The 15000-nt window shown below is 52.6% G+C and carries 10 protein-coding genes; 6 read left to right on the top strand and 4 right to left on the bottom strand.

From position 1 onward, the window contains the following. Positions 1-261 precede the first annotated feature (261 nt). From ACYAC5_RS04490 to ACYAC5_RS04480, 3 genes are read right to left on the bottom strand one after another with little or no spacing between them, the layout of a single operon-like run. Complete coding sequence (locus ACYAC5_RS04490) at positions 262-1257, bottom strand: glycosyltransferase family 2 protein (RefSeq protein ID WP_101762499.1); 996 nt, start codon at positions 1255-1257, stop codon at positions 262-264. Then, positions 1254-2561, bottom strand: a complete 1308-nt coding sequence (locus ACYAC5_RS04485; RefSeq protein WP_192415371.1) for an oligosaccharide flippase family protein — start codon at positions 2559-2561, stop codon at positions 1254-1256. The genes ACYAC5_RS04490 and ACYAC5_RS04485 overlap by 4 nt, the downstream gene beginning before the upstream one ends. Positions 2562-2577: 16 nt before the next feature. After that, on the bottom strand, positions 2578-3555 hold the full coding sequence (locus tag ACYAC5_RS04480; RefSeq protein WP_222233056.1) for a glycosyltransferase family 2 protein: 978 nt from the start codon (positions 3553-3555) through the stop codon (positions 2578-2580). A gap of 1024 nt (positions 3556-4579) precedes the next feature. On the opposite strand from ACYAC5_RS04480, the gene ACYAC5_RS04475 reads away from it, so the two are divergent. The 6 genes from ACYAC5_RS04475 to ACYAC5_RS04450 all read left to right on the top strand — a co-directional run bounded on the left by ACYAC5_RS04475 (position 4580) and on the right by ACYAC5_RS04450 (position 14759). After that, positions 4580-6220: an ATP-binding protein gene (locus ACYAC5_RS04475; protein ID WP_462062466.1), complete on the top strand. Its 1641-nt coding sequence runs from the start codon at positions 4580-4582 to the stop codon at positions 6218-6220. Then, positions 6213-6905 (top strand): response regulator, encoded by a 693-nt coding sequence (locus ACYAC5_RS04470; protein WP_110867792.1) that lies wholly within the window; start codon positions 6213-6215, stop codon positions 6903-6905. Before ACYAC5_RS04475 ends, ACYAC5_RS04470 begins: the two co-directional genes overlap by 8 nt. Before the next feature lie 170 nt (positions 6906-7075). Further along, the gene (locus ACYAC5_RS04465; protein WP_137385230.1) at positions 7076-8164 is read left to right on the top strand and encodes an ABC transporter substrate-binding protein; all 1089 of its coding nucleotides are present in this window, start codon (positions 7076-7078) and stop codon (positions 8162-8164) included. Positions 8165-8237: 73 nt separating this feature from the next. After that, entirely contained in the window at positions 8238-10007 is a 1770-nt protein-coding gene (locus tag ACYAC5_RS04460) for an ABC transporter permease (RefSeq protein ID WP_101762505.1), read from the top strand. Continuing rightward, on the top strand, positions 10000-11070 hold the full coding sequence (locus tag ACYAC5_RS04455; protein ID WP_217547452.1) for an ABC transporter ATP-binding protein: 1071 nt from the start codon (positions 10000-10002) through the stop codon (positions 11068-11070). The genes ACYAC5_RS04460 and ACYAC5_RS04455 overlap by 8 nt, the downstream gene beginning before the upstream one ends. A 287-nt stretch (positions 11071-11357) precedes the next feature. Next, positions 11358-14759 (top strand): autotransporter outer membrane beta-barrel domain-containing protein, encoded by a 3402-nt coding sequence (locus ACYAC5_RS04450; protein WP_462062463.1) that lies wholly within the window; start codon positions 11358-11360, stop codon positions 14757-14759. Here the strand turns inward: ACYAC5_RS04450 and ACYAC5_RS04445 are convergent. Next, positions 14663-14971, bottom strand: coding sequence for a hypothetical protein (locus ACYAC5_RS04445; RefSeq protein ID WP_309836765.1), 309 nt, complete (start codon positions 14969-14971; stop codon positions 14663-14665). The two genes, ACYAC5_RS04450 and ACYAC5_RS04445, sit on opposite strands and share 97 nt — an antisense overlap. Positions 14972-15000: the final 29 nt, after the last annotated feature.

Below are 15000 nucleotides of genomic sequence, written 5' to 3'. Positions count from 1 at the left end.
ACGCATCCTGATGTTTTGCGCCGCAGTAAATGCACGAAACATGCGCGCAATCGATTGCATGGGGCGCTATTTGACATGAGACGCGGAATGAGTGCAAGAAGGAGTAACGGGGAGTCAGCAGAAAGGCGTGAGGAAAGTGGAAAGGTGTGGCAACGCTGGGCTGTTACCACGGGTAGTGCAGATGACATAAAGAGCAACTACCCCGGCCACTAGCCTCTGATACAGCAAATGCGTCCAGAGGCTAACGCCGGGAGAATTTAATTAGAATGCGCGCATTCTGTAGAGTGCATAAAGAAAATAGTACGCTGTGAGTGTATTCAAATTCATAATCATGTACTTCAATTTTTCATTTTTATTCAGCAGGATGAAAATACCTTTTGAGTATTTACCCCGCTTTATTTGATCAATTTCCTGGGCAATATCCGCAGGTGAAAACGATGAGTGATACATTGCGGTCACGATTTGCATATCCAGCGCCAGCACACGTTTGGAGATGCCTTTAAGGAAATAGTCGAGATCGCTGGCCTGATATTTACTGATGATCGAATCATACAGTGCGGTGAGAAACTGTTTACGTACTTTCAGTTCACTGTATTGCACTTTACGCTTCGATAATGAACCCGCCACGTCTTCATAATGATAAGCCGCACCCGGCGTGACCAGAAAATTGCTAATGCAGCTGAAGAATTTAAGGTTAAATAGCAAATCTTCGCTCATGGAGATACCTTCCAAAAAGCGCAGGTTCAACTCCTCAATAATCTGACGGCGATAACATTTGTTATGCAGATAACCGATGTTATCACTCATCTCCAACTCACCGAGCACATAAGGAATGTCCTCCTGACTGAAGAAGCCCGCCTGCGACACTTTGCCCACGCGGTTGTCGTTGAGGTTGCCCACCATCAAATCGACAGATTCCGCTGGCCAGGCATCGAGATTCTGTTTGAAGATCATCAGGAAGTTATCATCCACCCAATCATCCGCATCGAGGAATAACACATATTCACCGCTGGCTTGCTGCATTCCGCTATTTCGAGCGGCGCTGACACCGGCATTAATTTGGTGAATTACCGTGACCTGCGAATAAGCACTAAACTCCTGCAGAATATTCGCGGTTGAATCGCTGCTGCCATCATTAACCACAATCACTTCGTAACTGCTGAACGTCTGTTTAAGCACGCTCAGTAAAGTACGTTTAATGGTTTTTTGTGAGTTATAGACGGGAATGATAAGACTAAATAGGGGTTTTTCATTCATGATAAACTCTCTTTACTGTCTGAGGTTTTGATATTGTTAAATAACAGCCATAGTTTCCTGGGATTGATAAAAATTTGATGAATACGCATTACGGGTTGAGCAGGGAAAAAGTAATTAAGCAGGGAGAAAGATAAAAACTCGGTTAATACCACGCTCATGGCCGCGCCATTTAAACCGAAATAAGGAACCAACAATAAAGAGGAGGCCACGCAAATTAATAACACCACGAAGGTTTTCTTCACTAAATAGCGATATCCGTTGTACTTAATAATGAAACGATCCATCACGCTGCTTAGCACCGCGCACATCGCACCCACGCTGAGTAACAGCGTTGGCGCTACCGCATCGAGATACTCCGCACCGTAAAAGTCACGGATAAACCATCCGGACAATAACCAAATCGCCAGAATCACCAGCGACGAGACACCAATCACCAGCAGATGTAATTTCTGTGCTTTGATAATCGATTGCCGATCGTCACGTTCGGCAAAGAACGCCGGAAAAAAGGAAGCCAGCAAGGCATTGGGTAAAAATACCCACGCGGTGGCGAGCGTCAGCGCGACAGAGAAAATCCCCGCCTCTTTCACACCAAGGAAATACGACACGCTGATTTGGTTAACGCGGGTATAAATCGCCACCGCAATCACGGAAAACACCAGAGAAATACCGGACGCCACCATATAGCGGGAATATTTCTTCATCTGGCGCAGTGCCGGAATCGGTACCTGACGATGGTATTTCAGGAATATCGTCAGTTTGATGGCAAAAGGAATAAAGGTCGCCAGTACGATCGGAATCGACAACAGTTGCGGATCCAAACCGTAATACGAAATAAAGAAGCGCACGGTTAAACTGATCGCCAGCCCCGCCAGATTGGCGATGACATTCAGGCGCGCATTAAGCATCGCCTCGTTGTAGATATTGACCAGATCGAGCGAAGAAAACAGACAGGCAATCGCCGCTGCGCAGACAAATACCCGCGCTTCAGCACTCCACTCTTCGCCCATAATCAGCATGCCGCTGGCTGCCAGAATGCCGTAAATCACTAACACCAGCAGAAAGGTCGCCATCATTAAGCGCATGCCGGAGTGATGATTTTGCGATAAGCGTTTCAGCAGAATCACATCGCTGCCCATCAGCGCGATGCTTTGGATGAACTGAAAAACCAGCATCGAAATCGAGATAATGCCAAAGGTGGTGGGCCCCACATATTTCGCCACATAAGAGGTGACAAATATCAGGCCGAACACCGCAATCAGCTTTTCAGCGATCATCCACATAGAATTTTTTAATTTATCTTTCACAACTCAACCTCAGCGTTTATTTCTGTGCCAGGCGGCGCAGACGCGATACCAGTCGTGGACTGACAAAAAACAGCGCAAAGTACAGGCTCCACGGATTGAGCATCAATCCTGATGTGAAATAGGACTTGAAGCTGCGACGGTAGAGCGAAATATATTCATCAATAAAGGCGCGGCTGAATCCGTCGCTGTGCAGCGCTTTATAGATATAAGACGAGGTCACTTTTAAATAGAGATGGTAATAACAGCGGCTATGCTGCGCGGATAAAAACGCCTGCATGCCATTAAACGAACGCGCAAAGGAGAAATGCTTTTCGCGTAACGCCGATCGCGTGGCGGAGTTGGTGGATTCCACATAGTAATAAACCACCTGCTGGGTGAAGATCACCTGACGATCCTGTTGCAGGTGCAGGTAATTGACCACAAACAGCAGATCTTCGAAGTTATAAATCTCCTCGTTGAAGGTGAGCTGATGCTGACGAATCACATCACCACGAAACACCTTGTCGCAGATGCCGTGACGCGGATTGAAATAGAGCAGATCGTTGATCGCCGCCGAAGCGGTCAACTGGCGCACGTCACTGCTGTTGGCCGGGAAATCGAGCGGATCGCCTTGCGGCGTGAAGTGCTGCGATTCCCCACCCACCATGGCGATGTTGTTTTGCATCAGCCGCACATAGGTGGCAAATGCGCTGGCTGGCAGAAAATCATCGGCGTCTAAAAAGCACAGCAGTTTGCCGCGCGAGGCGCGAATGCCTTGATTGCGCGCCGACGAAACGCCGCCGTTGGTTTTGTCGATAATGTGAAAATGTGGGTAATGGGCGTAATTCTGTAATATCGCGAGCGAGTTATCGCTGGAGCCGTCATTAATAAAGATCGCTTCAAAACGGCTTTCTTCCTGCTGTAGCAGGCTGTCAATGCATCGCTCCAGATACGCCGCGGCGTTATACACCGGCACGATGACGCTGATCAAAACGTCGTTAACGGGATTTTGCATATAACCTCTGGACTCTGTCGGAGTAAAAAGTTGCGGGCAGAAAAATATTTGCTGAACATTGCAGTGATTAACAGTGCACGTTGCTTGCGCCCGGCTTAACATTTATTGCCTGTCTATTTCAGAGTTTCCTCAGGTCAAATAAAACTGGCCTTTAATTCTCTGTAAAAAGATCGCTAAATAAGATAATCGCCAAATAAACCGTGCAGATTTATTCTGCTTTCAGCAGGTAAAACAGGCAGGCTACCGCCCCAGGCTTGCAGCTACCTGTTTACTGACTACGCATAAACCCATTTTTCAGGCATAAAAAGGCTGCGCTGCGCTCGTAAGAGTTCAGTTAATTTTCAGCCAGTTACGTTTTATCTTGCGGTGATTTGGCTTAATAGCGTCACCACGTCATTCACGGCGAACCTAAATTAAATTTTTATCTGTCTGGTAATGAGCGTAAAAAAACGCTGGCGTTTTTATCGCGCTCATCACCAAAAACAAGAAATGCCGACCGGGGCTGAGTAGGTGCATCAACAGACGGGCCTTCTCAACGAACGTCACGACATTAACGATATTTGCTGTGTGCCCTGCACTTTTATTACTTCGGCGCGTCTTTTGCGTTCCGATGAGTGCAAGTGGCGTTAATTCAGTGCGGCGCTTGCGGTCGCACTGCAACGGGCTTAATGCCCAAAATTTGCGATCTAATTCAAAACTTTTCCCGGCATTCTCACCACTCCGGGTTATAAGGTCAATGGTTGCCAGGCCAAACCGGAATTTACTCAGAGAAAGGCTGGATTAAATAACGGCGCATAGATTAGCCGTGGTGAATTGATTTTTTGCCGATTGATTAGCGCCACAGCAGGCGAATACCAGGAATAAGATGGGAATATCGCTGACATGGTGCCAACAGTAACCAGCGCCTAAGCCGCGCCGGGATTGAAGCCAGCTCACAACTCTGAAGATAGCGTGTCACGGCACGCATTTTCGCGTGCTAGTCTCCAGCCACGCCTCTCTCCAGTTTCTCTTTACTGCAGGTTGTATGAAACGCAGATTATCTTTCCAGGTAAAACTCTTTCTGTCGCTGGTGCTGTTTTCCTGCCTGCTACTCGCCTTGCTGGGCACTATTCTGTTTCATTTTATCGATCGCCAGCTGCATCACGATTTGGGACAGCGCGCACGGGTGCAAGCCAGTGAAATTGCGCTGATGCCCGGCCTGGCAGAGAAAGTAGCGCGCCGCGATTTCGCTGGCATCGCCGCGCTGATTCAGCCGCTGCGCAACCAAAGCGATGCCAGCTATATCGTGATTGGCGACACGCAAGAACACCATCTCTACCACTCGGAATCACCGGAGCGCCTCAATTTACCGATGATTGGCGGTGACAATGCCGAGGTGCTGCAGGGCAAAACCATTATTTCGGTGCGCAAAGGCGGCATCGGCGTGTCGCTGCGCAGCAAGGCGCCAATCTTAAATGCCCAGCATCAGGTGATTGGCATTGTCTCGGTGGGTTATCTCACTTCCTATATTGCCAATATCAACGTTAGCCTGCTGTGGCAGGCCAGTTTGTATGGCGTGGCGCTGCTGTTGCTGCTGTTTATTTTTTCCTGGATGTTTAGTCGCAACCTGAAAAAACAGATGTTCTGGCTGGAGCCGAAGGATATCGCCCTGCTGGTGCTGCAACAAAAAGCGCTGCTGGAAGCGATGTATGAAGGCGTGTTTGCGGTCAACGCGGAGCGGCAGTTGATTCTCATCAACCGCGCCGCACGCGAGTTGCTGGATATTCAGCAGAGTGAGAGTGAACTGCTGGGAAAACCGCTGGATGCAGTGTTGCAGATTCCTGCGGCTTTTTTGCGCCAGCATGAGGTGAAAACTCACGATCACGTTACCGTGCTCAATCAGCGTCAGGTGATCGTTAACCGGGTGGCGATCGAGCTGGAACCCGGCGAGCCTGGCGGCTGGGTATGCAGCTTCCGCGATAAAAACGACATCAATACGCTGAGCAGCCAGCTGAGCCAGGTGAAACGCTATGCGGATAATTTACGCATCATGCGTCATGAACAGCTGAACTGGACCGCCACGCTGGTCGGCCTGTTACAGATGCAGCGTTACGACGACGCGATGCGCTACATCCACGCGCAATCAGCTGGCGCGCAGCAGGTGCTGGATTTTGTCTCGGCGCGCTTCACCTCACCCGCGCTCTGTGGGCTGCTGCTGGGGAAATATGTCAGTGCGCGGGAAAAAGGCGTGGAGCTGAAATTTGATCCGGCCTGCCAGCTGAGCCGCATTCCTGCCGCGCTGAGTGAAACGGCGTTGATGTCGGTGATTGGTAATCTGCTGGATAACGCCGTCGACGCCACGCTCAATGCCACAACGCCCGCCGCCCCGATAGAATTGTATATTTCTGGCCGTAATCAGGAGCTGTTAATCGAAGTGGCCGATCAGGGTTGCGGCATCGATGACAGCATTAAACCGCATCTGTTTGAGCAAGGCGTCACCAGCAAGCCGTCCAGCGAAGACGATATGTTCGGTGCAGAGCATGGCATCGGCCTCTATCTGGCGGCAGGTTATGTACAGCAGGCGGGCGGCAGCATTGAGATCAGCGACAACTCACCGCAGGGAACCATCTTCTCGGTGTTTATTCCGTTCCAGCCCGCCGCATTAACAGGACTTTCCCATGAATAATGCTAAGCCGCTTGATGTGGTGATTGTGGAAGATGAGCCGCATCTGGCCGATCTGCATCGTGAATATATTGAGCAGAACTTTCATCTGCGTGTGGTCGGCATTGCCGCGACGCTGGCGCAGGCGCGCGCGCTGATTGCTGCGCATCAGCCACGCCTGCTGCTGCTCGACAACTATTTACCGGATGGTCAGGGCGTAACCTTGATTGATGACCCGCTGCTGAAGCGTTTTGAGTGTTCGGTGATTTTCATCACCGCCGCCAGCGACATGCAAACCTGTAGCCACGCGATGCGCAGCGGCGCCTTTGACTACCTGCTGAAACCGGTGTTTTTCCATCGCCTGCGCGCGTCGCTGGAGCGCTTCATGCTGCTGGTGCAGACCCTGCGCCAGATGAAGAATGTCGATCAACAGGCGCTGGATAAGCTGTTCAACCTGCCAGCCAGTGACGCGCCTGCCGCGCCATCCACCAAAGGCATTGAGTCGATTACGCTGGAACGGGTGAAAGGCTTTTTTAACGCAGCACCGCACAGCAGCTGGTCGGTTGAACAGGTGGTAGAAAACATCGGCATCAGCAAAACCACCGGCCGCCGCTACCTCGAATATTGCGTAGAGATCGGATTTATTGGCGTCGAGATGCAGTACGGCAATATCGGCCACCCGCGACGGCTGTACCGCAAAATCCTGTGATCACGCGCAAATTCCGCGCGCGGCCACTTGTGGTTTTTATGGTGTTAATTGCCTAAACGACGCCAACAATCACACTTCGTGAAGATAACAATCCGTCACCTCTTGTGTGGAAAAGGCGATCGGCTATGTTGACCTTTAGTTCCTCAAATGTAACTAAAAGGTTAATTATAATGTCGAACACTTTTCCTCTGTCTCTGATTGCCGCCACTGTGTTTGTTTCAATGTCAGCCGTAGCGGCTCCGCCGCAAGGTTACCCTTCGGACTACCAAAGCGTGATTGATGCCGCCACCAAAGAGGGCAAAGTGGTGGTCTACTCCACCACCGACATCAAAGCCGCCGGGCCGCTGGTCAAAGGCTTTGAGGCCACTTATCCCGGCATCAAAGTTGAATATAACGATATGAACAGCACCGAGCTGTACAACCGTTTTATCAGTGAACAAGCTTCGGGTGGCACCAGCGGCGATGTGGTGTGGAGCTCCTCAATGGATACCGGCCTGAAGCTGGCGACCGACTACGCGCAGGAGTACAAATCCCCTGAACTGGCGCAGCTGCCGAAGTGGGCGGTGTGGAATAACAAGGCGTACGGCACCACCTACGAACCGGTGGTCTTTATCTACAACAAGCGCATGATCCCGGCCGGTGACGTGCCCGATTCGCACGCTGCGTTAGCCAAGCTGATCGCCAGCCAGACCGACAAATTCAAGAGCAAAGTCACCACCTACGATATTGAGAAATCGGGCCTCGGCTTCATGCTCTCAGTACAGGATGCCAAAGCCGACCCCAACTACTTCAAAACCCTGGCCGACGTGGCGAAAGGCGGTTTAGCCGTGCAGTCTTCCACCGGCACCATGATGGAAAGGGTTTCATCCGGCGAAAACCTGATTGGCTTTAACATTTTGGGTTCTTACGCCGAAGCGCGCGCCAAAACCGATCCATCGCTGGGCATCGCTTATCCGAAGGATTACACGCTGGTGCTGTCACGCGTCTCGTTCATCAGCCAGCAAGCGCAACACAGCCATGCGGCTAAGCTGTGGCTCGATTACGTGCTGTCTGAAAAAGGGCAAAGCATTCTGGCCAATCAGGCCGACATCCCTTCCCTGCGCAACGATATTGAAGGCAAAAATGACATTGATGGTTTGACCAAAATGTTAGGTAACGCGCTGAAACCGATCCCGGTTGATGAAAGCCTGCTGGAATATCTGCAACCGAAAAAACGTCTGGATTACATCAAACAGTGGCGCACAGCCGCCGGTAAATAACGGCAGTACCGAAGCGCGGCCGCTGCGTCGCGCTTCTCTTTCTGTTATCTGATTCGCCATTCAGGGTCTCAATATGCGTGCATTGCAGAGAAAGTGGCAAAGCCTGCCGCGCGGCGTTGTGGTGCTGATAACCGCGCTGGTTATCTACGTTCCGCTGTCGTTTATCGTGATACAAAGTTTCTTGTCCGCCCCGTTCTTTTCGCCGTCGAAAGCGTGGAGCCTTGAGTCGTTTGAATTTATTTTCACCGATCCCGACTTCTATAAAGCGCTGCGCAGCGGATTTATTCTCGCCTTCGGGCTGGTGATCATCGCCATTCCGCTGGGCGGTATTCTGGCGTTTCTGATGGTGCGCACCGATCTGCCCGGCCGACGCATCATTGAGCCGCTGATCCTCGTGCCAATTTTTGTCTCGCCGATGGTACTCGGCTTTGGTTACGTGGTGGCGGCGGGCCCGGTGGGATTCTTCTCGCTGTGGGCGCAATCGCTGTTCGGTTTTGTGCCGTGGAATATCTACGACATGTCGAGCATTGTGGTGATCGCCGGGCTAACGCACGTCCCGCACGCCTATCTGTATATCTCTTCTGCACTGCGCAGCGTGGGATCGGATGTTGAAGAAGCGGCGCGTATTGCGGGTGCGACACCGCTGCAGGTGATGACGGCGGTGAGCTTGCCGATGGTGCGTCCTTCGATGCTATATGCCACCGTGCTGCTGTTCTTCCTCGGGCTGGAGGTGTTCGGCCTGATGCTGGTGCTGGGCGATCCCGAAGGCAACATGGTGTTGGCCACCTATCTCTACCAACTGACTAATAAACTCGGCACGCCTTCTTATCATCTGATGGCTGCCGTGGCGGTGGTGCTGATCTGTATCACCATCCCGCTGGTGATGCTGCAACGCCGCCTGATGCGCACCGCCAATCGCTTTGTCACCGTAAAAGGCAAAGCCTCGCAGGCGCGTGCGCTGCCGCTGGGCAAATGGCGCTGGGTGGCGGGCGCGGTTGTCGCCTTCTGGCTGACGGTGACCATTGGCGTGCCGCTGCTGGGCGTGGTGCTGCGTGCGTTTATCTCAAACTGGGGCGTTGGCGTCTCAATCTGGGATGAGCTGTCGATCAAAACTTTCCAGACCATCTGGGCGCAGCCTAACCTGCTGCGCGCCATCGTCAACTCGATGGCGATTGGGGTAATTGGCGGCGCGCTGGCGGTGGTGTGTTACCTGTTTATCGGCATCGCCATGCACCGCAAACCCGATAACACCACGCGCTTTCTCGACTACAGCGTGCTGGTACCGCGTGCGGTGCCGGGCTTGCTGGCAGGCCTGGCGTTTCTCTGGGTGTTCCTGTTCCTGCCGATGTGGCTGGATAACTCGCTCAAATCGGGCTGGCTGTCTGATTTCGTCTGGTCGCAGTGGCTGCGCGATAACCTGATCGTCTGGCTGCGGTCACTGCGCAGCACCATCTTCAGCGTCTGGCTGGCGTATACCGTGGTGTGGATGGCGTATGGCCTGCGTCTGATCTCGTCCACGCTGCTGCAGGTCGGGCCGGAACTGGAAGAGGCGGCGCGCAGCACCGGCGCCACGCGCGGACAGATCACGCGTCACGTCACCATTCCGTTATCCCGTTACGGCCTGATTGGCTCATGGCTGCTGATGTTCCTGATTTTCGAGCGCGAATATTCCACCGGCGTGTACCTGCTTTCGCCCGGCACGGAAACCATCGGCTCCATGCTGGTTTCCCTGTGGGCGGCGGGCGCGATAGATATCGTCGCCGCACTCTCGTTTATTAACATCCTGCTGGTCGTGGTCGGTTTGGGTATTGCCTTGCGATTTGGAGTCAAATTACATGATTGAATTATCGGTCGAGAACCTGCACTTAACTTACGGCGACAATCCGGTGCTGAAAGGCGTGTCGATGAATTTGCAGCGCGGCGAAGTGGTTTCTCTGCTTGGTCCGTCCGGCAGCGGCAAAACCACGCTGCTGCGTGCGGTCGCCGGGCTGGAGAAGCCAACGCAAGGCACGATTGTGATTGGCAACAACACGGTTTACGCCGGCACGCCGCGCAGTGAGATCCCAGCGGAAGAACGTAATCTGGGGTTGGTGTTCCAGTCCTACGCCTTGTGGCCGCACAAAACCGTGTTCGAGAACGTGGCGTATCCGTTAAAGCTGCGCAAAGTGGCGGCAGCGGAGATCACCCAACGCGTGCAGGATGTGTTGGTGCAGTTGGGGTTAGGCCACCTTGGTAAACGCCATCCGCACCAGCTTTCTGGCGGTCAGCAGCAGCGCGTGGCAATTGGTCGTGCGCTGGTCTACAACCCGCCGGTGATCCTGCTGGATGAGCCGTTGTCGAATCTGGATGCCAAGCTGCGCGAAGAGGCGCGCGTGTTCCTGCGTGAGCTGATCATCAAACTGGGCTTGTCGGCGCTGATGGTGACACACGACCAGAATGAGGCGATGGCGATTTCCGACCGTATTTTGCTGCTCAATAACGGCAAAATCGAACAGCAAGGCACGCCGCAGGAGATGTACGGCTCGCCAAAAACCCTGTTCACCGCCGAGTTTATGGGCAGCAACAACCGGCTGCACGGCAAAATCACCGAGCTGCGCGACGGCAAAGCGCGCATCGAGGGCAAAGGCTGGGCGTTGTGGGGATTGGCGGGCGCAGGCGTGCAAAACGGCCAGGAAGCCACGGCGGTGATCCGCGTCGAGCGGGTGAAACTGGTCGAGGGGCCGGGCGAAAATCAGCTGGAACTGCCGCTGCTCACCAGCATGTATCTGGGCGATCGCTGGGAATATTTGTTCCGCACCCAGGGCGATGATTTTGTCATTCGCGCTTATGGCAGCGAGGTGCGCGATCCGCAGCATTGCCATCTGGCTTTGCCGGAAAACCATGTGTGGATTTTCCCGAAATCCTGATGTTTAAGGGGGCGGCCAGCCGCCTCCTTTCTTCACTGATAATCCTCATTAAAAATATTTTTTTTAAAATAGAATAAACAGCGACACATCACCTCCTGCTATTAAATACGCCGCTCAATAATTAAATTCTTTCTGTACTTATTTTATTCAAGACATGTCTTAGCCGGTTTTTTACCGCATCTTTCATATTCTCTCTGCCATCAAGTTATATCCATCCCTCAATCATCCCGCGCGCGAATCAACGTTTTATTTCGGCGTGAGATATTTTTTACAGGCAGAGAGTCAAAATGAATAAAAACTATCGGGTTATCTGGAACCACAGCCAGGGTAATTATGTTGTCACCTCCGAACTGGCACGCGGTAAAGTAAAATCATCCCGCTCCAGCACAGCACGTCGCCTCACCGCAGGCTGCGTGGCGACGGCCTTCATGGCGGTTGCCAGCGTCGGAATTATCCAGCCCGCGCTGGCCGACCCCGCCTACGGCGAATATGCTTCTGGCGCGGGCAATATTATTAATATTCAGGATAAGGACGTGGCTACCAGCGATGACAGCGCACACGCCTTATTTGTTGAAAAAGGCGCCACCGCGCACAGCAATAATATGAACTTCACGACCAGCGGTAAAAAAGCGTTCGGGGTTAATGTTGATGGTGCGGGATCGAATATTGATATAACCGGCGGTACGATTACCACTACAGGTGCACAGGGATATGGTTTAGTGGCTGGCAATGGCGGCAAGTTAATGGCTAGCGATATTACCTTGAATACTTCCAGCGTGGGCATTTACGCCGATAAATCCAAAATTCTGGCCAAGAACCTGAGCGTACAGGCCAACGCCTATGGCGTTTACGGTTTGGGTAAAGGTACTGAGCTTGTCATTGCCGACAGCAACGTAAACGTGAACGGTAATAGTGCCTACGTGCTGCTGGCTGAAAATGGCGCTAAAGTCACCAGTACCAACAGCCATTACACCACGTCAGGCAGTAACGTTGATGGCGGATGGGTGAACAATGACTCAGAACTCAATATTTTTGGCGGCAGCATTACAAATACCGGTAAAGGTAGCAAAGGCATTCTTGCTAAAAGCGGCGGCATTGTGAATGTTGATGGGGTGACCGTGGTATCTACTGCCCAGGGAATCAATAGCTATAGCGCAAACACGGTAGCCAATGTGGCTAACAGTCATGTCACCGTTACAGATAATGGTGCATATGGATTACTGGCTGAAAATGGCGGAAAAACCACAAGTCATAACAGCCATTACGTCGCGACGGGTGATAATGCCTTCGGTGCGTGGGTAAATATCGGTTCGGAACTGAATATTTTTGGTGGGAGCATCACTACGACGGGAAAAAACAGCACCGGCATGCTTGCTAAAAAAGGTGGCGTCCTGAATGCTGAAAATATACAGATTGATGCAAGAGGACGTGGCGTCGTGGCACAAAGTGAGGGTACCCGCGCAAATATAAATAATAGCAAAATTTCTTCTGGGGCTTATTTTGGCGGCGCAGTTACTGCCAGTAATAAAGGGTTAGCCACCGTTCGAGATAGTAAATTAATTGCCGTGGATAGAAAGTCTGCTGGTATTTACGCCGATTTTTCAGGACAAGTCGATGCAGAAAATGTAGATATTGAGATCATCGGTGCCGGGTTTGGTGCAGCCTCAAGTTTTAATGGAAGGGCAAACATAATTAACTCAAGAATAAAAAGCCAAAGAGGTGGCACTGCTTTCCATGCTGAAAGTGGCTCCGTATTAACAGCTGACAATGTTTTTGCTGAAATAGATAATATTAGCAATCCTGAAAAGTTCGCTAATGCGATTAATGTTAAAACTGAATCCACACTTTATAATGGCCCGACCGTTAACATTAATAATTCATTTTTACACATTAAAGGAAATAACGCCGCAGGAATTTTGACTGACAGTACTGAAGGCCAGGCCAACCTTAATAACACCGTCTTGACAGTGGATAACGGGCCAGCAATCATCGCTTATAATAATGCCCTTTCAACAGTGAATCTTGATAACAGCCTGTTGTCCGGCACAACACTGCTCGAAACCGGGTTAGACCCGTACGGCGAAGATGCAGGAGCGGACGTGCGCGGTATTACGGTTAACGCCAGCAATCATTCTCAACTGCAGGGTGATGCCAACATTGATCGCAGCAAAACGCAGGCCAGCAGCGTCAGTCTGGATTCCGGTTCGCGCTGGCAGGGTGCCGCGCATGATTTACAGGATTTGAGCTTAGCGGGCAGCAGCGAGTGGAATATGACCGGCAGCTCCACCGTCGACAACCTGACGGCCAAAGACAGCACCATCATCTTCGATCACGGTGCAGGCGATTTCCACACCTTAACCGTTAAGGGCGACTACCACGCTGACAACGCCAAACTGGTGATGAACCTTGCGCTGGCGGGTGACGATACGGCTAGCGATAAACTGCATATCGCCGGCAACGCCAGCGGCACCACCAAAGTTCAGGTGCACAATGCGGGCGGTAAAGGTGCTGCCACGCTGGAGGGCATTGAGTTGATTCGCGTTGAGGGCACGCAAAACGGTGAGTTCCTGCAGGATGGCCGCATTGTCGGCGGCGCGTGGGATTATGCGCTGGTGCAGGATAAAAACGGTAAGTGGCGCCTGGTTAGCGATCCAATTCCCGTTGATCCAACGCCTGTCGATCCCATTAAAGACGAGGGCGGCGATACGGGCACCGTCATTGCACCAGACGTGCCGCAACCGAAACGTACACCGCGCGCCCGTCCGGAAGTCGGCAGCTATATTGCTAACCTTGCGGCGGCCAGCAAGCTGTTTACCCTGAGCGCAGCCGATCGTCCGGGCGTGACAGAATACCGTGATGCGCTGACCGGCAAAGTGGAAAAAACCACGCTGTGGCTGCGCAACGAAGGCGCGCACGGACGCTTCAGTGACAGCACCGCGCAGCTGAAAAGCACCACCAACAGCTACATGACGCAGCTGGGTGGCGACATCGCACAATGGAGTTTGAATGGCAGCGACCGTTTCAGCCTCGGCGTGATGGCGGGTTACGGCAATGCCAAAAGCAATACGCTGTCGAAAACCACCGGCTACAGCGCCAAAGGCCAGGTTAACGGCTACAGCGCCGGTATCTATGCCGGCTGGCAGCAGGACAGCCAGACGCGCAGCGGCGCCTTTGTCGACAGCTGGCTGGCCTACAACACCTTCAGTAACAGCGTGAAAGGTGAAGGTCTCGGTCAGGAAAGCTACAAGTCGAAGGGGATGACAGCGTCACTGGAAGGCGGCTACAGCTTCGCCTTCGGCGAGCAGCAGCAGTATCGCCTGCAGCCGAAAGCGCAGGCGGTGTGGATGGGCGTAAAAACCGGCGATTACACCGAGCAGAACGGCACCCGCGTCAGCGCCACCGGCAAAAATAACGTGCAAACCCGCACCGGCGTTCGGGCAACCATGCACACCGCCACCGCGCAGCCTTACGCTGAAGTGAACTGGCTGCATAATACGCAGCGCTTCGGCAGTAAACTGGATGGCGTGAAGATTGAGCAGGCGGGTGCGCGCAATATCGGCGAAGTGAAACTGGGTCTGGAAGTGAATCCGAGTCAGCACGTCGGCATCTGGGGCGGCATCGCGCAACAGGTTGGCGGCAAAGGCTTCAGCGATTCCAGCGCCGCGCTGGGTATTAAGGTACATTTCTGATCAATGCGCCGGGCGCCATTCAGGCTGAGTTTCGCGCCGGATTGCAGGTTAAGCTGACGGATCACCACGCGCGCATTGTTGAGATTCAACTGAGAACCGCAATCTGCAATGTTCAGCGTATCCACCGTCCAGCCACCGTCGGAGAGATCGCCCGGATTACGCGTGTGCTCAATGCAGACGTTGCGAATAACCCTGGCGATCGCTGGGAACATTTGTTCCGCAGCATTGCCATCTGGCGCTG

The sequence above is a fragment of the Pantoea sp. y20 genome, from assembly GCF_054903455.1.
The sequence above is the reverse complement of the archived record's forward strand: the minus strand, read 5'-3'. Positions and strand labels throughout refer to the sequence as shown.

Excerpts from the sequence above, each read along its gene's own strand:
- ACYAC5_RS04465 (WP_137385230.1), top strand. The coding sequence starts at position 7,076 with ATGTCGAACACTTTTCCTCTGTCTCTGATTGCCGCCACTGTGTTTGTT.
- ACYAC5_RS04475 (WP_462062466.1), top strand. The coding sequence starts at position 4,580 with ATGAAACGCAGATTATCTTTCCAGGTAAAACTCTTTCTGTCGCTGGTG.
- ACYAC5_RS04445 (WP_309836765.1), bottom strand. The coding sequence starts at position 14,971 with ATGTTCCCAGCGATCGCCAGGGTTATTCGCAACGTCTGCATTGAGCAC.
- ACYAC5_RS04450 (WP_462062463.1), top strand. The coding sequence starts at position 11,358 with ATGAATAAAAACTATCGGGTTATCTGGAACCACAGCCAGGGTAATTAT.
- ACYAC5_RS04470 (WP_110867792.1), top strand. The coding sequence starts at position 6,213 with ATGAATAATGCTAAGCCGCTTGATGTGGTGATTGTGGAAGATGAGCCG.
- ACYAC5_RS04460 (WP_101762505.1), top strand. The coding sequence starts at position 8,238 with ATGCGTGCATTGCAGAGAAAGTGGCAAAGCCTGCCGCGCGGCGTTGTG.
- ACYAC5_RS04490 (WP_101762499.1), bottom strand. The coding sequence starts at position 1,257 with ATGAATGAAAAACCCCTATTTAGTCTTATCATTCCCGTCTATAACTCA.
- ACYAC5_RS04480 (WP_222233056.1), bottom strand. The coding sequence starts at position 3,555 with ATGCAAAATCCCGTTAACGACGTTTTGATCAGCGTCATCGTGCCGGTG.
- ACYAC5_RS04455 (WP_217547452.1), top strand. The coding sequence starts at position 10,000 with ATGATTGAATTATCGGTCGAGAACCTGCACTTAACTTACGGCGACAAT.